Raw genomic sequence first — 19,728 nt, 5'->3', positions numbered from 1 at the left:
GCCCAGCGGGCTGACGTCGAGGCGCTTCAGGGCGTCCTGCAGGCGGCTTTCATCGCGCGCCAGCATCTCTACGTAGGCCAGGCACCAGTGAGCAAAGGTCACCGGCTGCGCGCGCTGCAGGTGGGTATAACCCGGCATCACCGCGTCCTGATTCGCTTCGGCGGTGGCCACCAGCGCCTGCTGGAACTGGCGGGTCGCGGCCAGCAGTTCGCTGACCTGCAGTTTGCACCACAGTTTGAGGTCGGTTGCGACCTGATCGTTACGGCTACGGCCGGTGTGGAGTTTTTTACCCAGCGCGCCGACCTTATCGATCAGTTTGCCTTCCACCCAGCTGTGAATATCTTCGGCGTCGCTTTCCACAATTTGCTGCGGATTCGCGCGCACTTCTTCCAGCAGAACATTCAGCGCGCTTTCCAGCTGCTGCTGCTCTTCTGCGGTTAATACATTGACCGTCACCAGCGCTTTGGACCAGGCAACGGAACCGGTAATGTCCTGCTCTGCCAGACGATAGTCGAAGCGCAGTGAGTCATTAAACAGTTTGAAACGTTGATCTGCTGCCTGCGTAAACCGTCCACCCCAAAGTGCCATGCTCAGTACTCCATTCAGAAATTATGCAAGAGGCGGCACGGGTGCCGCCCCTGGGAAATCTTGCAGGGGACGAGGCTCGCCTCGCCCACCGCAACAGATTACTTTTTCTCGTTCAGCGCGCGGATGCGTGAAGAGAGGGAGAACAGACGGATAAAGCCGCCCGCGTGACGGTGATCGTATACTTCGTCTTCGCCGAAGGTGGCGAACTCTTCAGAGTACAGGCTGTTAGCGGATTTCTTCTGAATCGCGGTAACCTGGCCTTTGTACAGCTGCAGTACCACTTCGCCGTTCACTTCTTCCGCCAGCGCTTCTGCGGATGCCTGCAGAGATTTACGCAGCGGTGCGAACCAGCGGCCATCGTAAACAACGTAGGACATTTCCAGGCCCAGTTGCTCACGCCATTTGAAGCTGTCACGGTCAAGAACCAACTGCTCAACGGCACGCAGCGCGTTAACCATGATAGTGCCGCCAGGGGTTTCGTAGCAGCCGCGAGACTTAATACCGACCAGACGGTTTTCTACGATATCGATACGACCCACGCCGTGACGCGCACCGATCGCATTCAGTTTGTCCAGGCAGCCGAACGGCGTTAACGCTTCACCGTTAACCGCTACTACGCGACCTTTCTCAACGACAATCGTTACCTGTTCAGGCTGGTCCGGGGCTTCCAGCGGATCGACGGTCCACACCCAGCAATCTTTGTTCGGTGCGTTCCACGGGCTTTCCAGCACGCCGCCTTCGGTAGAGATGTGCCATGCGTTTTCATCACGGCTGTAGATTTTTTCCAGCGACGCGGTGGTCGGGATATTGCGCTCTTTCAGATAGTCCAGCAGCGCTTCACGGGAACGCAGGTTCCACTCACGCCATGGCGCAACCACTTTCAGCTGTGGAGCCAGCGCGGTGTAGGTGGTTTCGAAACGGACCTGGTCGTTACCTTTACCGGTCGCGCCGTGGCACAGCGCGTCTGCGCCTACTTTCAGCGCCAGCTCAACCTGCGCTTTAGCGATGATTGGACGCGCCATAGAGGTACCCAGCAGGTAGGTGCCTTCATACAGAGCGCCGGTTTGCAGCACCGGATAAACGTATTCGCTGATGAACTCTTCACGCAGGTCAACCACATGGCACTCAGACGCACCGGACTGCAGCGCTTTTTGCTCAACGCCTTCGACATCGAGCCCGGCGCCAGCACACCGAAGACCAACACCATGCTGGACTTCAACCTCTGGACCTGGAACAGCCGAGCCTTCCCCGGCATCGACAGCATCAACGTGCGCCAGGGCGACCGCGTGCGCCTGCGCATCGGCAACCTCACCATGACCAACCACCCCATCCACCTGCACGGCCACGAGTTCGAGGTCACGGGCACGGATGGCGGCCCGGTGCCCCCATCCGCCCGCTGGCCCGAGGTCACCACCGACATCGCCGTGGGCCAGATGCGCCAGCTCGAGTTCATCGCCGACGAGCCCGGGGACTGGTCCCTGCACTGCCACAAGAGCCACCACACCATGAACGCCATGGGCCACGCCGTGCCCAACCTGATCGGCGTCGACCAGAAGGACCTGGCGAAGCAGGTCAACCGCCTGGTGCCCGGCTACATGGCCATGGGCCAGCACGGCATGCACGACATGGCCGACATGGACATGGAGCTGCCCGACAACACCCTGCCCATGATGACCGGCACCGGCCCGTTTGGCGCCATCGGCATGGGCGGCATGTTCACCACCCTCAAGGTGCGCAAAGACCAGCCGCCGGGCAGCAACCGGGATCCCGGCTGGTACCGTCAACCACCGGGCACCGCCGCCCGTTCATGGACACAGGGGGACGCCCCGCCGCCCGAAGCGGCCCTGGCCCCCTCTGCCGCAGCCTCTGCCCCACCCACCGGGAAGGATGCCGGTTGGCAGGCCCACAAACCGGCTTCGGGCCATACTGGTCATTGAGCACCTGCCCGGTGACCGCCCAAGGAGCGAAACGTGAACAGCCCATCCAAGCCAAGCAACACACCACACGCCGTGCGCAGCGCCACGCGCACCCTGACCGCCCTCGTGGTCGGACTGGGCATGAGCCTGGCCGCCCTGGCCCAGGTGGTGGACGGCGAAATCAAGAAGATCGACGCCGATGCCGGCAAGATCACCCTCAAGCATGGCGAGATCAAGAACCTCGACATGCCCGCCATGCAGATGAGCTTCCGCGTGGCCGACCCGGCCTGGCTCAAGCGCTTCCAGGTGGGTGACAAGGTCAGCTTCACCGCCGACAAGGTGGGCGGCCAGTTCACCCTCACCACGCTCGACGCCCGCAAGTGAACGCCCCAAAACAAACAGGCCCCCACCGTGAGGTGGGAGCCTGCGTGCCGATGCATGTCCTCCCTGGACCTGAATCTTTTCGATGACAGCGTTTTGCTTCTTTTTGACGGCCGTTCTGGTTCACATGGGTGACGACCTGCCGGAAGTTTAGTGGCCGGAGACGCAGAAGTTCCGATCGCACCCTGCCCAGATGTTACAAAAAGATTCCCATGTTCATGGGATGACCCCGCATTTCACTCGGTGAAAGCAAGGCCACATCGGGCCGTTCAGACCAGGTGGAGCAGCAAGGCCGTCATGCTGAGGTAGCGGGCCAGTTTGCCCAAGGCCATGTAGCCCACACAGGGCCAGAAGGGCAGCCGCAACCAGCCGGCCACGGCACACAGGGGATCGCCCACCACCGGCAACCAGGAGAGCAGGCAGGCCGGCGCACCGAAGCGCTGCAACCAGCGCGCGGCACGGTGGTTCGCCGCGCCGCCTTCGGGCGGCGGAGCCGAGGACGGCGAGGTCGCCTCCGCCCCCACCCGAGGATCCACACCCGAACACAGAGGGGCCTCGCTGCGGTGCAGCAAGCGGTCGGCGGCCTCGCGTGCCGCACGGCCCATCCACCAGGTGATTGCGCCGCCCACCGTGTTGCCCAGGGTGGCCACCAGCACGGCTGGCCAGAACATCTCCGGTTGCAGCTTGACCAGCCCGAACACCGCAGGCTCGGAGCCCATGGGCAGCAGCGTGGCCGACACCAGGGCGATCAGGAACACCGCCCCCAGCCCGACTTCGGGAATGGCCAGCCAGTGCATCAGGGTCTGTGTCGCAGTCAGAAACCAGTCGCTCATGGGCGCATTGTCAGGGCAAGCCGGATCCCTCAAAGGCCACAGGGCGAGCGCCCGCGTTCGCGGAGGCTCGCCCTGTGGCGTCATTCAAGTCGGCGCCCCTGGCGGGGCCGCGCAACGGATGCCGTGGCTCGGCTCAGATTCGGCTCAAATCCGGCTCAGAAGGTATAGCCCACCGTGGCCGAGAACACCGAGGGGTGGAAACGGTAGGTGGCCGTTTGCTCGCCGTGGTTGGTGCGGATCGTGATGTTGTTCTTGACCGCTGCGGTCGACCAGCCTGCGTTCAGCGACCAGTTCTTGTCGATCTGGTAGCTCGCGCCCACTTGTGCGGCAAACCCGATGGAATCCGTGAGGCTGATGCGAACCGGACCATCGTTGTAGATGTCGACGCCAGCCGTGGTGGCCGTCGAGCTGAAATGGGTGTAGTTGATGCCCACGCCGATGTAGGGGCGCAGCGCGCTGCCCGCATCCAGGAACTTGTAGTTCAAGAACAGGGTTGGCGCGATTTGCTTGACCGTGGCCACGGTGGCACCGTCATACGACGCCACGCGTTGGGCCACGGTCGCGCCCACCAGGCTGCTGTAGTAAGGCGACGACGTGCCGCCGGTGTTGGCCACCACGGAGGTGAGTTGCGCGACCCGGGAGGCGCTCTCTTTCACCGGCGCACCGACACGGACCTTGACATCGTGCTTCGGCGGCACGCCAAGCACCAGTTCGGCGCTGAAGTGGTCATTGATGGCCCGCTCGATGCTCAAGATCAGCGTGGACTTCGGCTGAACCTCCAGCTGGTTGCCCGCAGGGAGCGCAAAAGACACGGCCGAGCCACCGCCCACAGGCAGCGTGCCCTTCAGGTCGCTGCTGGTGGCGCGCGGATCGATCCGGGCACCACCCAGCTTCACGGTGTAGGACTGGGCGGACGCGGTCTGGGCGGAAACGGCGGCCAGCAGGGCGGCCAGGGCGAAGATGGAGCGAGCGGATGTGGACATGGTGTACGACGGCAGGAAGGGCGGTTACGGTTGGTACCAATTCATTCTAGGTGCAACGATTGCATTGCAACTGCAGGCATCTACCCGTGATTACCCTCGATATGCAGCCCGAATGCGCAACAGATCACACCCCAAGCACCGTCAACCACCCTTTTGTCTGATCCCGCCACAGGGTGCCGTGACACACGGGGGCCACGCAGGCCTGGAACCGCGGCCGCGAAAGACCACCACAAACCAGCCGGTCGCGGCTATACTCTGCCTCCTTTTTAAGCAGCCCTGATCGCACCCAGGCGGTCGGGGCTGCGGCGTCTTTCAGCGCCGAGTCTGGCCGCCATCTGCCGCCAGCGTCGCCCAAGCTGCGCCAACACCGCCCATTGCCCACCCATCGACCGTCCGTCCTGCGCCTCACCGTGTCCACGCCTTTGTCCATGTCCACCGCCAGCACGCTGAGGGTCGGCTCCGTCGAGCTGCCCAACCGCCTGTTCGTGGCGCCGATGGCTGGCGTGACCGACCGGCCCTTCCGGCAGCTCTGCAAGCAGCTGGGCGCCGGCTATGCGGTCAGCGAGATGGTGACCTCGCGCAAGGACCTCTGGCACACGCTCAAAACGTCGCGCCGCGCCGACCACACCGGCGAGACCGCGCCCATCTCGGTGCAGATCGCGGGCACCGACGCGGCCATGATGGCCGAAGCCGCCGCCTACAACATCGAGCGCGGCGCCCAGGTCATCGACATCAACATGGGCTGCCCGGCCAAGAAGGTCTGCAACAAATGGGCAGGCTCGGCGCTGATGCAGGACGAGCCCCTGGCCTTGCAGATCGTCGAAGCCGTGGTGGCCGCCTGCCTGCCGCACGGCGTGCCCGTGACGCTGAAGATGCGCACCGGCTGGAGCCAGCAGCACAAGAACGCCGTGCGCATCGCCCGGGCCGCCGAACAGGCCGGCATCGCCATGCTGACCGTGCATGGCCGCACCCGCGAGCAGGGCTACAAGGGCCAGGCCGAGTACGACACCATCGCCGCGGTGAAGGCCGCCGTGCGCGTGCCAGTGGTGGCCAATGGCGACATCACCACGCCAGAGAAGGCCCGCGAGGTGCTGAGACTGACCGGCGCCGACGCCATCATGATCGGCCGCGCCGCCCAGGGCCGCCCCTGGATCTTCGGCGACATCGCCCACTTCCTGGCCACCGGTGAGCACCGCGCGGCACCGCTGACGCAGCAGGTCAAGCACTGGCTGCTCGACCACCTGGGCGAGCACTACGGCCTGTATGGCGAATTCGCTGGCGTGCGCACCGCGCGCAAGCACATTGGCTGGGCCGTGCGGGCCTTGCCAGGGGGCGAAGCCTTTCGCGCCCACATGAACACTTTGGACAGCTGCGCCACCCAGGTGCAGGCTGTGAGCGATTTCTTCGACGCCCTGAGCGTGGACCACGACCGCCTGCCGGCCGCGGCCCTCGACCTGGCCCATGAAGACGACGCGCAGGACGCCAGGGAGGCCGCCTGCACAGCGAACTGACAAGACATGAGCAAGAAAAACATCCAAGACTGCATCCGAGACAACCTGGAAGGCTACTTCCACGACCTGCGCGGCGCCGAGCCCCACGCGGTGTACGACATGGTCGTCAACGCCGTGGAGCGCCCGATGCTGGAAGTGGTGATGCAACGTGCCGAGGGCAACCAGTCCAAGGCCGCCGACTGGCTGGGCATCAACCGCAACACCCTGCGCCGCAAGCTGCTCGAACACAAACTGATCAAGTAACCCCGCTCTTTGCCCACAAGGAAGAACCCATGGCCCTGACCGCCCTGCTGTCCGTCTCTGACAAGACCGGCATCGTTGAATTCGCCCAAGCCCTGCACGCCCAAGGCGTCAAGCTGCTCTCCACTGGCGGCACCGCCAAACTGCTGGCCGACAAGGGCCTGCCCGTGACCGAGGTCTCGGAAGTCACCGGCTTCCCCGAGATGCTCGACGGCCGCGTCAAGACCCTGCACCCGCGCGTGCACGGCGGCCTGCTGGCCCGCCGTGACCTGCCCGAGCACATGGCCGCGCTGAAAGAGCATGGCATCAACACCATCGACATCCTGGTGGTCAACCTCTACCCCTTCGCTCAGGCCACGGCCAAGGCCGACTGCACGCTCGAGAACGCCATCGAGAACATCGACATCGGCGGCCCCACCATGCTGCGCGCCGCCGCCAAGAACTGGCAGGACGTGGCCGTGATCATCGACCCGGTCGACTACACCCAGGTGCTGTCCGAACTGAAGGGCGAGGGCCTGACCCGCACGACCAAGTTCATGCTGGCCAAGAAGGTGTTCGCCCACACCGCCGCCTACGACGGCATGATCACCAACTACCTGACCGCGCTGGAAGCCGGCAGCGAGCTGAAGACCGAAGCCGTGCCGGCCAAGGAAGCCTACCCGGCCGTCTTCAACCTGCAGCTGCAAAAGGTGCAGGGCATGCGTTACGGCGAGAACCCGCACCAGTCGGCGGCCTTCTACCGTGAAGCCTCGCCCGTCGTCAGCACCCTGGCCAACTGGACCCAGATCCAGGGCAAGGAACTGAGCTTCAACAACATCGCCGATGCCGATGCCGCCTGGGAATGCGTGAAGGCCTTCGAGGCCACCGCCTGCGTCATCATCAAGCACGCCAACCCCTGCGGAGTGGCCGTGGGCGCGACCCCGCTGGAGGCCTACAGCAAGGCCCTGAAGACCGACCCGACCTCGGCCTTCGGCGGCATCATGGCCTTCAACCGCGTGGTCGACGTCGACGTGATCGACGCCATCAACGCCAACAAGCAGTTCGTGGAAGTGGTGATCGCACCGAAGTTCACCGACGCTGCGCGCGCCGCTTACGCATCCAAGCAGAACGTGCGCCTGCTGGAAGTGCCGCTGGACGCGGCCACCCGCACCCTGAGCAACGCCCTGGACTTCAAGCGCGTGGGCGGCGGCATGCTGCTGCAATCGGCCGACAACATCGACCTGGTGGGCGACATCAAGGTGGTGTCCAAGCTGCAGCCAACCGAGCAACAGCTCAAGGACCTGCTGTTCGCCTGGACGGTGGCCCGCTTCGTCAAGAGCAACGCCATCGTCTTCTGCAAGGACGGCATGACCATGGGCGTGGGTGCCGGCCAGATGAGCCGCCTGGACTCGGCCCGCATCGCCTCGATCAAGGCCGGCCATGCTGGCCTGACGCTGCAAGGCACGGCCGTGGCGTCTGACGCCTTCTTCCCGTTCCGAGACGGCCTGGACGTGGTGGTCGATGCCGGCGCCACCTGCGTCATCCACCCGGGTGGCTCGATGCGTGACGACGAGGTGATCGCCGCCGCCGACGAGCGTGGCATCGCCATGGTGTTCACGGGCACGCGCCACTTCCGCCACTGATCGCACGTCGGGTGCCGCACCCGATTCACCATCAAGGCAAAAAGGCCGCATCCCTGCAAGGGGCTGCGGCCTTTTTCATGGGCAGGCCCCCAGCGTGCGCCGACAGAAGGTCTCAGCGCACGCGGCGGCGTCCCACTGCGGCAAGGGCCAGGAGCCCCCCTGCCACCAAGGCTGCGCCCGAGGGCTCAGGCACGGCCGGGGTGGGCGCGGTGGTGGTGGCCGAAAAACCCGTCACCGTGGCCACGGATGCGCCAAAGATGCTGTCCACCGAGCGGCTCACGAAGGCAAAGGTCTGGCCTTTGTTCAGGCTGAGCGTGACGTTGCCAGACTGTCCATCCCAGCTGTCGTTGGCGCTCAACTGGGTGAAGACGCCGTCAACGCTGTAGCCGAAGGGGTCGCTGCTGGAGCCGTTTTCGTCGTTGCTGACATAGGCCCAATCGAAGCTCAAGGAGACCGCTTGCGTGAGCGTGATCTGGCTTGACACATCGGAGGCCAAGAGGCTGGTGAAAGGCGAAAAGTCGGACGAGGTCAAGGTCAGGGTGCTGCCATCGCTGGAAACCACGGCGCTGCCGTTGCCACCGTTGCTCACGGAGGTGGCCCAGTTGGCCGCAGAGAAATCGCCGGAAAAGCTGGCGTGGGCGGCGCCGGCACTCAGGAGCGCAGCGGCGATGAAAGCAAGGCGAGAGGTGTTCATGATGCGGAGGTGTCAAAGTGGAGGCCAGGCGCTCAAGGCGCGATGGTCTGGTTCACGAAGCTCGAGCCGCCCAGGTCGGCATCGGTGAAGGTGAACACGAACCACTGGTTGGGGTTGGACTTGCCGCCCGCGGTGGTGGCGATGAAATCGTTGTCGTTGGCGATGTAGAGCGTGTGCTTGGTGACGCCGCCCACGACGATGTCGGCGCCAAAGGCCATGCCCTCGAGCTTTGCCGGGATGTTGGCATCGGTGATGCCTGCGGCGTTGAGCTTGGCGCGGATGTCCAGGAACAGCGTCTTGGCGGGCGCCTTGGCCAGCAAGGCCGCGGCCCCGCTGAGGTTGCTGACGTCTTCCGCACCCGCCAGGTCGACCTTGTAGACGCGCTTGACGCTGGCGGTGGAGTCGTCACCCAGGCCCTTGCCATCGCGCTCGAGCACCAGCAACTCGTGGCTGTTGAGTGCCAGGATTTCGCTGCTGTTGTAGGCCTTGGCCTTGTCGAGGGCGTAGTTGTCGTAGGCGTACTGCCTGGTGAGGCCACTGGCCACGTCGATGGTCACGATGCGGTTGGCCCGGCCACCATCGCCGCCATCCTGCGCCAGAGGGCTCTGCATGAAGCCGAAGAGCGTTTTGCCATCCGGCGAAATGGCGAGGCCTTCCATGCCTTTGTTGGCCACGCGCCCCGTCGTGTTGCCGGCGATCTCGACACTGCCTTGAGCCGACAGGGTGGTCACGGCCAGGTTGGCGGGCAGCGTGAACACGCGGCCACGGGCGCCCGTTGCGCGATCGAACTGGTAGACGTAGGGGCCGTACTCGTCGGAGATGAACACGGTCTTGCCGGTGCGGGAGACACGGATGCCTTCCGGGTCAAAGCGGGCGTTGAAAGGATTGGCGGAGCTTTGCGAGGGGTCGAAATTGTCGGATCGACCCGAGAAGAAGTAGCGGCCACCACCATTGCCCTCCGGGGTGACGGGGCCATAGGCCAGTGGCTGGGTGCTGTAAAGCAAGGTCGTGCCGGTGACGGTGGCACTCAGTGTGTAAGGCAGGTTGCCACCCGTGGCCGGGCTCAACACGAGTTGCAAGGTGTGGAACCGTGGCACGTAGGAGGTCGTGTCATCGACGGCGCTGTTCCAGGCATTGGCGTTGGGGCCGCGGTCAGGCAAGGCCAGGAAGGTGTTGCCACCCGCCCAGGCCAGCCCCGAACCCATGCCACCTAGCAGGTTGGCGGCCGCACCGCTTTCCAGCTTGCCTGACAGGCCAGACAGATCGGATGCCGTGGCCGACAACTGGCCCACCGCAATCAGGTCCACGGCCTGAGCCGAACCGAAAATGCCGGCGCACAACAAGGCGAGGGCAGAGCGAGACAAGGTGTTCATGGGCGTACGGCGAAGTCAGATGAGGACCCCGAACCTTAGGCGGCCTCCGTGACGCGACCGTGACACACGTCACGCCCGGCGTGGCAGCCCTTCATCCCCGAATGGGACCCCGAGCACACGGCGCCCCTCGCCTGTCTGTATATTTCGCACACGAATTTCGCATGCGAAACAACCATGTCCAATGCCTTCAAAAATCCAAGGCTGATCTTCTTGCTCAACAGCGCACAGCGCAGCCTGCAGGCATGGATGACGGCGCTGCAGGCCCAGTTGTCGACCGCAGACGAGGTGATGCCGACCCCGGCCCAGGCTGGGCTGTTGTTCACCTTGCAACAGACCGATGGCGCCACCATGGGCCAGCTCTCCAGGGCCCTTCAGCTGGTGCCATCGGCCATGTCAGGCTTGGTGCAACGCACCGAAGCCCTGGATTGGGTGGCCCGCCACCCCGACCCCGAGGACGGCCGCACCCAACGCGTGTGGCTGCGGCCCGCAGGCCTGGCCCAATTGCCGCGCCTCAAGCCGATCACCCAGCGCATCAACCGGCAATTGAGCCAAGGCTTCACGGAGGCCGAACTGGCCGTGGTGGCGCGCTGGCTCACCCATGTTCAACAGCTCGACACCACGCCATGACCCACGCCCCCCAGGCATCTCAGGACCCTGATCGCATCACGCTCCTGTGTGCAGATGGCACGCCGCTCCAGGGCCACTTTCTGCCGGCCCACGGCGGCCTGCAAGCGGCGCAACACCTGCCCGTGCTGCTGAGCCCGGCCACGGGCGTGAAACAGCACTTCTACCTGCGGTTTGCCGCCTGGCTGGCCGAGCAGGGGCACGACGTGCTGGTGTTCGATTACCGGGGCGTCGGCCTGTCGCGCCAGGGCCCGCTGAAGTACCACCGCGCCACCCTGGCCGATTGGGGGCAGCAGGACCAGGTGGCCGCACTGAACTGGCTGTTGCAGCACACAGGCCAAGATCAGGCCTTGCTGCTGGGGCACAGTGCAGGAGGCCAGATGATCGGGCTGCTGCCCAATCACCACCGTGTGGCGCGCCTGGTGGGCGTGGCGGCGTCGACCGGCTGGTTCCGCGGCATGCGCCCGGCGTTTCGCTTCAAGGCCAGACTGGGTTTGCGCTGCCTGGTGCCGCTGGGTACGCTGATCAAGGGCTATGCGCCCACCTCCGCCGTGGGGCTGGGCGAAGACCTGCCCGCAGCCGTGGCCCGGCAATGGGGGCAGTGGTGCGCGGCAGGCGGCTACGCCACGAATGCGGTGAAGCACACCCCCGAGCGTGACTTCCACGCGCTGGTGCGCACGCCCATCACGGTGCTGCACGCCGAAGACGACGACATCGCCACCCCGGCCACCGTGGCCGACCTGCTCCGCACCTTCCCAGGCGCCCCCACCCGGGCCGTGTGCCTGCGGCCATCGGCTCACGGCCTGCGCACCATCGGGCACATCGACTGGTTTCGCCCGTCTCACCAGGCACTGTGGCCCGTGATCGCCCAGGCGTTGCGCGGCCAGGCTTGAGGCCCTCCGCGGTTATCCTCGGGGCCTCATGAGAATCCTCGGCATCGACCCCGGTCTGCAGACCACCGGCTTTGGCGTCATCGAAGCCGATGGCCCACGCCTGCATTACGTCGCCAGCGGCACCATCAAGACCAAAGAAGCGGCCCAGGGTGACCTGCCGCAGCGCCTGCGCCTGATCTTCGAAGGGGTGCGCGAGGTGGTCTCTCGCTACGAACCCACTCAGGCCTCGGTCGAAATCGTGTTCGTGAACGTGAACCCGCAATCGACGCTGCTGCTGGGCCAGGCGCGGGGCGCGGCCATCGCCGGGCTGCTGTCACAGGCCCAGGCGCCCTCTGTGGCAGAGTACACCGCGCTGCAGATGAAGAAGGCCGTGGTCGGGCATGGCCATGCGGCCAAGGCGCAGATCCGGCACATGGTGATGCGCCTGCTGCAACTGCCTCGCGAGCCGCACAACGACGCGGCCGATGCGCTGGGCCTGGCCATCTGCCACGCGCACGCCGGCCACGCCATGGCCCAGATGGCCAAGGCCACCGAGCTGACGCGGCGAACGCACGCGCAGATCAAAGGCGGCCGGGTGTACTGACCCCGACCTTCGTGCGACTCACTGCCCGTCCTTGATCAGCCGGCCCGAGGCCTGCTGGATGGGGCGGGCGTTCATCGGGTAGAGCTTGCTGAACACGGCCACCTGCTCGCGCGACACGGTCGCTGGCTGTTTCATCACCATCCACAGCACGCCCTCGGAACACGGCGGCGTGGTGAGCGAGCCCATGTAGGTGTAGTACTGGCGGGCCTCGGGCAGCATCATCGAGAGGTCGATCTGCTGCAGGGCACCCTGCTCGGTGCCCTTTTCCAGTGGCAGGTTGTTCCACACCAGCTGCACCATGGGGTGGGCCTTGCCCTGGTCCATCAGCACGGCCACGACCGCCAGCTTGCCATCCATGTCCTTGTGCACGAAGTGGGCGACCATCTCGAACTGGCGGCCATTGATGCGTTCTTCGCTGGGGCGATGAAAGTGGAACTGCAGCAGGTCGTAGCGTCGACCGTTCACGGTGATGCTGTTGCCCGGGTCGAGGTTGACCTGCACCGTGTGCCCGTTGTCGAGCACGCGGAAGTTCGTGGGGCGGTAATCGAACTGGATGGGGTCCAGCTGGACGGGGATGCCCTCGCGGATGTCGATGGGGCTCTGGCGCTTGCCGAGCATGCACTGCTGGAATTCGGGCTTCAGGCGTCCCCAGCTGTCGGGGCCGGTGTCGCCGCTGTAGGCCCAGTGCACGTCATGGCCCATCGCGCCGTGGCCCTCGCCCGGCTTGCCGGCAGGGAGCAGTTCGCCCTGGCTGCCATGGGCCGCGGCCAGGAGCGTGGGCTTGGCCTTGGGGGCCGAACGCGGCTGGATGCGCACCACGGCCGGGGCCTGTTTGGTGCGCACCTCGGCGATTTTCTGGTCGATCATTTCGCGCAGCTCGGTCATCGAGACACTGCCCCGCGACTCGCCCGCCTCGGGCTTGGCTTCGGCCTTGAGCTTGGGCTTGATGTCGGCCTCCTTGGGCTCGACCTTGGCCTCGGCTTTGGGTTCGGCCTTGGCTTCTGCTTTGGCCGCAGGCTTGGCCGCCGCCTTGGGCTCGTGCCCACCGCCGTGATCGGCCCCGTGGTCGGCCGCCCAGGCATCCGGGCAGGCACTCAGCCCCACCGCCAGGATGAGCTGGGAGGCATAGCAGGTGAAAAACGACTTGGGCATGGTGACAGACTCCGGATGACGACGTGTTGTCGACCGGGTGCCCCTGGAACTTGAGCCCAAGTGACCTGAATGGTCTGCGCGAAAACGCCCGCGGCACGGCCGAGGCGTGAGAAAAAGTGTGAAGTCAGCCGATAGGCCGGATTCTGTGCGGCCCCTTGCCTTGCGGCGCGGGACCGTGACCGCCATTCCTCTGGGCCGCCTGTCGCCAGAACGGCTCGATGCCACCTACCCGCACACAACCCCGGGCCAGGGTCAGAGCGACACGGCATGACCATGCCGCTCAGCGTGTGCCTATTTGGTGTTGCTGCACGTAGAGATTGCCCGTTTCACCCGGACTGAACCGGCTCGTCTCTGTTGCTCTGATCCTCACCTCGCGGTGGAGAGGCGTTACCTCCTACGCTGCCCTGTGCAGTCCGGACCTTCCTCCAGTGCGCCCTTTCGAGCCTCGCACCAGCGGCGGTCTGGCCAACTTCACCCCCGCATTATCGCCGCTGCAGCCAGCCCCAGGCGAACAATCCGACCATCATCAGCAAAAGAGACGCCAAGGCCAGCAACTGGGTGTCGTGCATGACCAGGGGCGCGACCACCCCGGCCACCAGGCCGTTCGAGGCGGCGCCCACAAAGGCCTGCAGCGAAGCCGCCATGCCGCGGCGCTCGGGCACGAGATCGAGCACCAGCAGCGTTACGACCGGGGTCATCATGGCCCAGCCCAGGGCATACAGGCCGATGGGGATGAGGGCCCAACCCACATGGGGCACGCACAGCAGGTTGGCGATCAGGTTGCCAACCGACACCGCCAGCATCACCGCAAAGCCGATGCGGATCTGGCGCTCGGGCGCGATGCGGCCGGCCAGGCGACCGCTCAGAAAGGCGCCTCCCATGATGCCGCTGATGGTGCACAGGAAGAACCAGAAAAACTCGGTGGGCGCCAGGTGCAGGTGCTCACCCAGGAAGGCCGGGGCCGACAGCACGTAAAGGAACATGCCGTTGAAAGGCACGCCACTGGCCAGGGCGAGCAGCAGGAAGCGGGGGTTGAGGGCCAGCTCGACATAGGCCCTGACCAGCGGCCTCACCGCAAAGGGCTGACGCAGGCTGCCATGCAGGGTTTCGGGCAGCAGCCACCAGTTGCCCACCCACAGCAACGCACCGGCCAGGGCCAGGGCCCAGAACACGGCGTGCCAGCCCAGGTGCACAAACAGGAAACCGCCCACGATGGGCGCCACGGCCGGCGCCACGCCAAAAAAGAGCGTGACCTGCGACATCACGCGCTGGGCATCGGCCGGAGGAAAAAGGTCGCGGATGACGGCCCGCGAGACCACGATGCCTGCGCCCGTCGACAGCCCCTGCAAGGCCCTGCAGGCCACCAGCTGCCCGATGTTCTGCGACAGCGCACAGCCCACCGAGGCCAGGGTGAAGACCGCGATGCCCCACAGGACCACGGGCCGCCGCCCGAAGCTGTCGGACAGCGAGCCGTGGAACAGGCTCATGAAGGCGAAGGCGAAGAGGTAGGCCGACAGCGTCTGCTGGATCTGCACCGGCGTGGCCTGAAGGTCGGCCGCGATGCCGGCAAAAGCAGGCAGATAGGTGTCGATCGCAAAAGGCCCCAGCATGCCGAGCGCGGCAAGCAGGACGGAAAGCGTCCACAGTGGCGCGCGCCAAAGGGACCGGGCATCAGGGTGCATGACAGAGATCAGGTGGGGGCGGGCGCCGCCCGGCCTGTTCTCGTGGACCAGACCGCTTGCCGCTCAGAGCCCTGCATTCTGCAGGCTGCGCAGAAAGTCTGCCGGCTTCTGGAAGCCGATCACGCGGGCCGAGGCCTTTTCCTGACCTTGCGGGCTGTAGAAGATCAGGCCGGGCGGACCAAAGAGCTGGAAGCGCGCCAGCAGGGCCCGGTCGGCCTCGTTGTTGGCCGTCACGTCGGCCTGCAGCAGCACGGCGCCGGCCAGGCGCTGGCGCACGGCGGGGTCGGTGAAGGTGTCGTGCTCCATCTCCAGGCAGGCGGCGCACCAATCGGCGTAAAAATCGAGCATCACCGGTTTGCCCTGGGCGGCGGCGCGGGCCACGGCGGCATCGAGTTCGGCCACGCTGCGCACGCGCTCGAAGGGCAGCACGCTCTGGTGGGTCGAGACGACCGCACCCGGCCCCTTGAACTGCGCGACCACAAAGGGCCAGGCGGGGCGTGTGACCCAGACGGCCATGCCCAGCATGAGCACCCCGAAGAGCGTTTTCACGGCGCTCATCCAGGGGCCGGTGCGGGGCAGCAGGCTGCCGGCCGACAAGCCCACCAGCAACAGCGGCAGGCTCATGCCCCAGGCCATGGCGTAGAGCGCGGTGGCCCCCAGCCACACGTCGCGGGTCTGGCTGATGTAAAGCAGGGCCCCGGCCAATGGCGCCGACACGCAGGGGCTGACGATCAGGGCCGAGACCACGCCCATGGCAAAGACGCTGACGAAGCGCCCGCCTGGCAGCCGGTTGCTGCCCTCGCCCAGCCAGCTTTGCACGGCGGCCGGCAGGCGCAGTTCGTACAGCCCGAACATGGCCAGGGCCAGCACCACCATCAGGGCCCCAAAGGTCAGCACCACATAGGGGTGCTGCAGGTAGGCGGCCAGGCCCTGCCCGAGCAGGCCTGCGGCCACACCCAGTGCCGTGTAGACCAGGGCCATGCCCTGTGCATAGGCCAGCGCCAGGGCAAAGCCGCGCCCGCGGCCGACCGAGCCCTTCTGCCCCACGATGATCGACGACAGGATGGGCACCATGGGCAGCACACAGGGCGTGAGCGACAGCAGCACGCCGGCCAGCAGGAAGGCGGGCACCACCAGCCACCATTGCCCCGAGGCCAGGGCCTGCTGGATGCGGCTGGTGTCGGCATCGGGCGAAGCGGTTTCCACCTGGACGGCGCTCACCGCCGCCTTGGCAGACAGGGGCGAGAGCCCCTGGAGACCGCCCTGGGCGTCCAGCGCCAGCTGATAACGGCGGGTTTGCGGGGGGTAGCAGATGCCGGCATCGGCACAGCCCTGGTAAACGAGCGTCAGCACGGGCTGCCCCGACAGGCCCGCGGGCAGGGCGATGGTGCCGCGCACCTCGCCGTGGTAGACCTCCAGCGTCTTGTCGAACGTGGGGTCGTACTTGGATTGTCCCGGAGGCAAGTCGAGGGCCAGGGGCTGCCCAGGTTCCGACGCCGCCTCGCTGGCCTGCAGGCGGGCCTCGAAACGCTCACGGTAGAGGTAGACGCCCGCCGCCTGCTGCACCACCAGGGCCACGGCCTGCGGCCCCTGTGCACTCAGCCTGGGCTTGAAGGCCGCATCCACCGGCAGGAAGGTCTGGGCACGGGCCAGCCCCCCCATCCAGCTTGCACAGAAGATGACCAGGGTCAGGCCGAGCCAACGGCCCAGCGTCAGAATGGGAGAAGCACGCATGCGCTCCATTCTGCCCGGCACGCGGCGTATGCTCACATGCGGCCTTGTCATAAGCCCAGGTTCTAAGATCGATGCCATCTCTTGCCCTTGTTTTTTGCTCACGTGAAGGAGCCCGTCCATGAAAGCCCTCAGCATCCTCGACACCATCGGCCGCACCCCCCATGTACGCGTGAACCGCCTGTTTGGATCCGCCCCTGAGGTGTGGATCAAGGCCGAGCGCGCCAACCCGGGTGGCTCCATCAAGGACCGCATTGCCCTGGCCATGGTCGAAGACGCCGAACGCAGCGGCGCCCTCAAGCCCGGCGGCACCATCATCGAACCCACCTCGGGCAACACCGGCGTGGGCCTGGCCATGGTCGCCGCGGTCAAGGGCTACCGCCTGGTGCTGGTGATGCCCGACAGCATGTCCATCGAGCGCCGCCGCCTGATGCTGGCCTATGGCGCCCACTTCGAGTTGACGCCGCGCGAAAAGGGCATGAAGGGCGCGATCGCCAAGGCCCAGGAACTGCTGGCCGAGACCCCGCTGGGCTGGATGCCGCAGCAGTTCGAGAACCCGGCCAACATCGCCGTCCACGAGAAGACGACGGCCCAGGAGATCCTGGCCGACTTCCCCGAGGGCCTGGACGCCCTGATCACCGGGGTGGGTACCGGCGGCCACCTCACGGGCTGCGCCCGCGTGCTGAAGGCCGCCTGGCCGAACCTGAAGGTCTTCGCGGTCGAGCCCAAGGCCTCGCCCGTCATCTCGGGCGGCAGCCCGGCGCCCCACCCCATCCAGGGCATTGGGGCAGGCTTCGTCCCGGTGAACCTGCAGACCGACCTGCTCGACGGCGTCATCCAGGTCGATGCCGAAGACGCCCGCGAATACGGCCGCCGTGCCGCGAGCGAAGAAGGCATGCTGGTGGGCATCTCGTCTGGCGCCACGCTGGCCGCCATCGCCCAGAAACTGCCCGAGCTGCCGGACGGTGCCCGCGTGCTGGGCTTCTGCTATGACACCGGCGAGCGCTACCTCTCTGTGGAAGGCTTCCTGCCTGCATGAGGTCCACGCCGCCGACCATGAGCGCTCGCCGCCGCAGGCTGCTGGACGCGGCCCACTCGCCCTGGCCTATGCTGATCGCGCTGGTGGCGAGCGTGCCGGCCTTCTACGACTCCATGATGCCGACACCGGCCACCTGGGCCACGTGGATGTACGTGGTGAGCGGCCTGGTGGTGCTGGCCTCCAGCTGGCGACTGCAACACAGCCTGGCCCGCCAAGCCCACCCGCCCGGCGGCACGGTGAGCTGGGCCCGCCATGCGGTCGACCTGAAGCTGGACTGGTTCCTGGGCGGGGCCTTGCTGCTCAACGCGGTGCTGCCCCAGAGCAATGCCTCGGAGCCGGCGCTGATCTGGCGGCTGCTGGTCGCGGTGCTGATGCTCTACCGCCTGCTGAAAATCAGCCTGCCACTGTTCACGGAAACCGGCCTGGCACGCCTGCTGGCCATGGGCGCCACGGTGCTGGCGCTGTGCGGCATCGGCTTTTACTGGCTGGACCCGGGCATCGACTCGCTGCACGACGGTCTGTGGCTGGCGTTTTCCACCGCGGCCACCGTGGGTTATGGCGATGTGGTGCCCAGCAGCACGGCCTCGCGCATCTTCTCGGTCTTTGTGGTGCTGCTGGGCTATGGCCTGCTCTCGCTGGTGACGGCCAGCATCGCGGCCATGTTCGTGGGCACCCAGGAGCGCAAGGTCGAGCACGAAATCATGCGCGACATGCACACCCAGTTGCGCACGGTGCGCGAAGAGATCCGGCTGCTGCGCGAAGAGCTCGCCGCGCAGAAGGGACTGAATGCCCCCCCTGCCGAAGCGCAGCCGCCCCAGACCCCGGCCGAGGCGACGCCCACCGCCTGAGGCGGAAACCTCTCAGCGCAGGCGCCAGTGCAGGGTCTCGCCGCCGCGCAGCGGCTTGATCTCGGCTTCGCCAAAGGGCAGCGACTCGGGCACGACCCAGTCTTCACGCACCAGGGTGATCTGCTCGGTGTGACGCGGCAGGCCGTAGTAGTCGGCACCAAAGAAGCTGGCAAAACCCTCCAGCTTGTCGAGCGCACCGGCCGCCTCGAACGCCTCGGCATACAGCTCGATGGCGCAGGGCGCGGTGTAGCAACCGGCGCAGCCCGAGCTGTGCTCCTTCAGGTGCGAGGCGTGCGGGGCGCTGTCGGTGCCCAGGAAGAACTTGGGGCTGCCGCTGGTGGCTGCCTTGACCAGGGCCAGGCGGTGCTCTTCGCGCTTGAGGATGGGCAGGCAGTAGTAATGCGGGCGCACGCCGCCCATGAAGATGGCGTTGCGGTTGTAGAGCAGGTGCTGGGGCGTGATGGTCGCCCCCACGAAGGCATCGGCCTCGTTCACATACTGGGCGGCTTCCTTGGTGGTGATGTGCTCGAACACCACCTTCAGTTCAGGGAAGTCCTTGCGCAGCGGGATCAGCTTGTCGTCGATGAAGGCCTTCTCGCGGTCAAACACGTCGACCTCGCTGTCCGTCACCTCACCGTGCACGCACAGCACCAGGCCTTCGCGCTGCATGGCCTCCAGCACCTTGTAGGTCTTGCGCAGGTCGGTCACGCCGGCGTCGCTGTTGGTGGTGGCACCCGCCGGGTAGAGCTTGAAGGCAACGGCACCCATGGCCTTGGCGCGAGCCGCTTCTTCGGCGGGGGTGTTGTCGGTGAGGTAGAGCACCATCAGGGGCTCGAAGGTCTGACCGGCCGGCACACAGGCCAGGATGCGATCGCGGTAGCCCGCGGCCTGCTCGGCCGTGATCACCGGGGGGCGCAGGTTGGGCATGACGATGGCACGACCGAACTGGCGGGCCGTGGCAGGCACCACGGCGGCCATGGCGGCGCCGTCACGCACATGCAGGTGCCAGTCATCGGGGCGGGTCAGCGTGAGGGT

The 19,728-nt window shown here is 66.2% G+C and carries 19 protein-coding genes, 1 other RNA gene and 1 pseudogene; 10 read left to right on the top strand and 11 right to left on the bottom strand.

The genetic code is table 11. The annotated features are described in order from the left end of the window. Positions 1–588: lyase family protein (locus QZ994_RS11505; protein WP_290871576.1), on the bottom strand; the 588-nt coding region annotated here is incomplete at its 3' end. A gap of 98 nt (positions 589–686) precedes the next feature. Then, positions 687–1,733 carry an argininosuccinate synthase gene (locus QZ994_RS11500; RefSeq protein ID WP_290871577.1) on the bottom strand — a complete coding sequence of 349 codons (1,047 nt, stop codon included), beginning with the start codon at positions 1,731–1,733 and terminating at the stop codon, positions 687–689. A gap of 3 nt (positions 1,734–1,736) precedes the next feature. On the opposite strand from QZ994_RS11500, the pseudogene QZ994_RS11495 reads away from it, so the two are divergent. Both QZ994_RS11495 and QZ994_RS11490 read left to right on the top strand, forming a co-directional pair. Continuing rightward, positions 1,737–2,525: pseudogene (locus QZ994_RS11495) on the top strand (multicopper oxidase domain-containing protein); the annotation flags it as partial. Positions 2,526–2,558: 33 nt separating this feature from the next. Beyond that, positions 2,559–2,888, top strand: coding sequence for a copper-binding protein (locus QZ994_RS11490; RefSeq protein WP_290871575.1), 330 nt, complete (start codon positions 2,559–2,561; stop codon positions 2,886–2,888). 266 nt (positions 2,889–3,154) lie between these two features. Here QZ994_RS11490 and QZ994_RS11485 read toward each other — a convergent pair whose 3' ends face one another. Next, on the bottom strand, positions 3,155–3,718 hold the full coding sequence (locus QZ994_RS11485) for a YqaA family protein (protein ID WP_290871574.1): 564 nt from the start codon (positions 3,716–3,718) through the stop codon (positions 3,155–3,157). 155 nt (positions 3,719–3,873) lie between these two features. Continuing rightward, positions 3,874–4,701 carry an OmpW family outer membrane protein gene (locus QZ994_RS11480; RefSeq protein ID WP_290871573.1) on the bottom strand — a complete coding sequence of 276 codons (828 nt, stop codon included), beginning with the start codon at positions 4,699–4,701 and terminating at the stop codon, positions 3,874–3,876. A 428-nt stretch (positions 4,702–5,129) separates the two neighbouring features. Between QZ994_RS11480 and dusB the strand changes: the two genes are divergently transcribed. The 3 genes from dusB to purH are packed head-to-tail and all read left to right on the top strand — an operon-like array spanning position 5,130 to position 8,074. Further along, positions 5,130–6,212, top strand: a complete 1,083-nt coding sequence (gene dusB / locus QZ994_RS11475; protein WP_290871572.1) for a tRNA dihydrouridine synthase DusB — start codon at positions 5,130–5,132, stop codon at positions 6,210–6,212. Positions 6,213–6,218: 6 nt separating this feature from the next. Then, positions 6,219–6,455: a Fis family transcriptional regulator gene (locus tag QZ994_RS11470; protein ID WP_290871571.1), complete on the top strand. Its 237-nt coding sequence runs from the start codon at positions 6,219–6,221 to the stop codon at positions 6,453–6,455. 29 nt (positions 6,456–6,484) lie between these two features. Next, positions 6,485–8,074, top strand: a complete 1,590-nt coding sequence (gene purH / locus QZ994_RS11465) for a bifunctional phosphoribosylaminoimidazolecarboxamide formyltransferase/IMP cyclohydrolase (RefSeq protein ID WP_290871570.1) — start codon at positions 6,485–6,487, stop codon at positions 8,072–8,074. Between the two features lie 112 nt (positions 8,075–8,186). Here the strand turns inward: purH and QZ994_RS11460 are convergent, their stop codons facing one another. Then, the gene (locus QZ994_RS11460; RefSeq protein ID WP_290871569.1) at positions 8,187–8,768 is read right to left on the bottom strand and encodes a hypothetical protein; all 582 of its coding nucleotides are present in this window, start codon (positions 8,766–8,768) and stop codon (positions 8,187–8,189) included. A 32-nt stretch (positions 8,769–8,800) separates the two neighbouring features. Next, on the bottom strand, positions 8,801–10,141 hold the full coding sequence (locus QZ994_RS11455; RefSeq protein WP_290871568.1) for an esterase-like activity of phytase family protein: 1,341 nt from the start codon (positions 10,139–10,141) through the stop codon (positions 8,801–8,803). 174 nt (positions 10,142–10,315) lie between these two features. Between QZ994_RS11455 and QZ994_RS11450 the strand changes: the two genes are divergently transcribed. The 3 genes from QZ994_RS11450 to ruvC are packed head-to-tail and all read left to right on the top strand — an operon-like array spanning position 10,316 to position 12,241. Then, on the top strand, positions 10,316–10,768 hold the full coding sequence (locus QZ994_RS11450; RefSeq protein ID WP_290871567.1) for a MarR family transcriptional regulator: 453 nt from the start codon (positions 10,316–10,318) through the stop codon (positions 10,766–10,768). After that, a complete protein-coding gene (locus tag QZ994_RS11445) occupies positions 10,765–11,658 on the top strand; it encodes an alpha/beta fold hydrolase (RefSeq protein ID WP_290871566.1) in 894 nt (297 codons plus the stop codon). Before QZ994_RS11450 ends, QZ994_RS11445 begins: the two co-directional genes overlap by 4 nt. Before the next feature lie 28 nt (positions 11,659–11,686). Beyond that, the gene (gene ruvC / locus QZ994_RS11440; protein WP_290871565.1) at positions 11,687–12,241 is read left to right on the top strand and encodes a crossover junction endodeoxyribonuclease RuvC; all 555 of its coding nucleotides are present in this window, start codon (positions 11,687–11,689) and stop codon (positions 12,239–12,241) included. Between the two features lie 18 nt (positions 12,242–12,259). On the opposite strand, the gene QZ994_RS11435 is transcribed toward ruvC, so the two are convergent. From QZ994_RS11435 to dsbD, 4 genes are all read right to left on the bottom strand, one after another. Then, positions 12,260–13,393 (bottom strand): carbonic anhydrase, encoded by a 1,134-nt coding sequence (locus QZ994_RS11435; protein WP_290871564.1) that lies wholly within the window; start codon positions 13,391–13,393, stop codon positions 12,260–12,262. Positions 13,394–13,509: 116 nt separating this feature from the next. Next, an RNA gene (rnpB, locus tag QZ994_RS11430) (RNase P RNA component class A) lies at positions 13,510–13,866 on the bottom strand. Between the two features lie 9 nt (positions 13,867–13,875). Further along, entirely contained in the window at positions 13,876–15,075 is a 1,200-nt protein-coding gene (locus tag QZ994_RS11425; RefSeq protein WP_290871563.1) for a multidrug effflux MFS transporter, read from the bottom strand. Between the two features lie 63 nt (positions 15,076–15,138). Then, on the bottom strand, positions 15,139–16,809 hold the full coding sequence (gene dsbD, locus QZ994_RS11420) for a protein-disulfide reductase DsbD (RefSeq protein WP_290871562.1): 1,671 nt from the start codon (positions 16,807–16,809) through the stop codon (positions 15,139–15,141). A gap of 118 nt (positions 16,810–16,927) precedes the next feature. Between dsbD and cysK the strand changes: the two genes are divergently transcribed. Next, positions 16,928–17,845 (top strand): cysteine synthase A, encoded by a 918-nt coding sequence (cysK, locus tag QZ994_RS11415; RefSeq protein WP_290871561.1) that lies wholly within the window; start codon positions 16,928–16,930, stop codon positions 17,843–17,845. 17 nt (positions 17,846–17,862) lie between these two features. Then, positions 17,863–18,693 (top strand): potassium channel family protein, encoded by an 831-nt coding sequence (locus tag QZ994_RS11410; RefSeq protein ID WP_290871560.1) that lies wholly within the window; start codon positions 17,863–17,865, stop codon positions 18,691–18,693. A 12-nt stretch (positions 18,694–18,705) separates the two neighbouring features. Here the strand turns inward: QZ994_RS11410 and pyrC are convergent. Then, positions 18,706–19,728: dihydroorotase (gene pyrC, locus QZ994_RS11405; protein WP_290871559.1), on the bottom strand; the 1,023-nt coding region annotated here is incomplete at its 5' end.

This window comes from Aquabacterium sp., from assembly GCF_021768455.1.
Taxonomy (GTDB): domain Bacteria; phylum Pseudomonadota; class Gammaproteobacteria; order Burkholderiales; family Burkholderiaceae_C; genus Aquabacterium.
This window is presented reverse-complemented; position numbering and strand designations above follow the sequence as displayed.

Coding starts and splice junctions, on each gene's coding strand:
- cysK (WP_290871561.1), top strand. CDS start 16,928: ATGAAAGCCCTCAGCATCCTCGACACCATCGGCCGCACCCCCCATGTA.
- ruvC (WP_290871565.1), top strand. CDS start 11,687: ATGAGAATCCTCGGCATCGACCCCGGTCTGCAGACCACCGGCTTTGGC.
- purH (WP_290871570.1), top strand. CDS start 6,485: ATGGCCCTGACCGCCCTGCTGTCCGTCTCTGACAAGACCGGCATCGTT.
- QZ994_RS11455 (WP_290871568.1), bottom strand. CDS start 10,141: ATGAACACCTTGTCTCGCTCTGCCCTCGCCTTGTTGTGCGCCGGCATT.
- QZ994_RS11425 (WP_290871563.1), bottom strand. CDS start 15,075: ATGCACCCTGATGCCCGGTCCCTTTGGCGCGCGCCACTGTGGACGCTT.
- QZ994_RS11480 (WP_290871573.1), bottom strand. CDS start 4,701: ATGTCCACATCCGCTCGCTCCATCTTCGCCCTGGCCGCCCTGCTGGCC.
- QZ994_RS11435 (WP_290871564.1), bottom strand. CDS start 13,393: ATGCCCAAGTCGTTTTTCACCTGCTATGCCTCCCAGCTCATCCTGGCG.
- QZ994_RS11460 (WP_290871569.1), bottom strand. CDS start 8,768: ATGAACACCTCTCGCCTTGCTTTCATCGCCGCTGCGCTCCTGAGTGCC.
- QZ994_RS11485 (WP_290871574.1), bottom strand. CDS start 3,718: ATGAGCGACTGGTTTCTGACTGCGACACAGACCCTGATGCACTGGCTG.
- dsbD (WP_290871562.1), bottom strand. CDS start 16,809: ATGCGTGCTTCTCCCATTCTGACGCTGGGCCGTTGGCTCGGCCTGACC.
- QZ994_RS11450 (WP_290871567.1), top strand. CDS start 10,316: ATGTCCAATGCCTTCAAAAATCCAAGGCTGATCTTCTTGCTCAACAGC.
- QZ994_RS11410 (WP_290871560.1), top strand. CDS start 17,863: ATGAGCGCTCGCCGCCGCAGGCTGCTGGACGCGGCCCACTCGCCCTGG.
- QZ994_RS11470 (WP_290871571.1), top strand. CDS start 6,219: ATGAGCAAGAAAAACATCCAAGACTGCATCCGAGACAACCTGGAAGGC.
- dusB (WP_290871572.1), top strand. CDS start 5,130: ATGTCCACCGCCAGCACGCTGAGGGTCGGCTCCGTCGAGCTGCCCAAC.
- QZ994_RS11445 (WP_290871566.1), top strand. CDS start 10,765: ATGACCCACGCCCCCCAGGCATCTCAGGACCCTGATCGCATCACGCTC.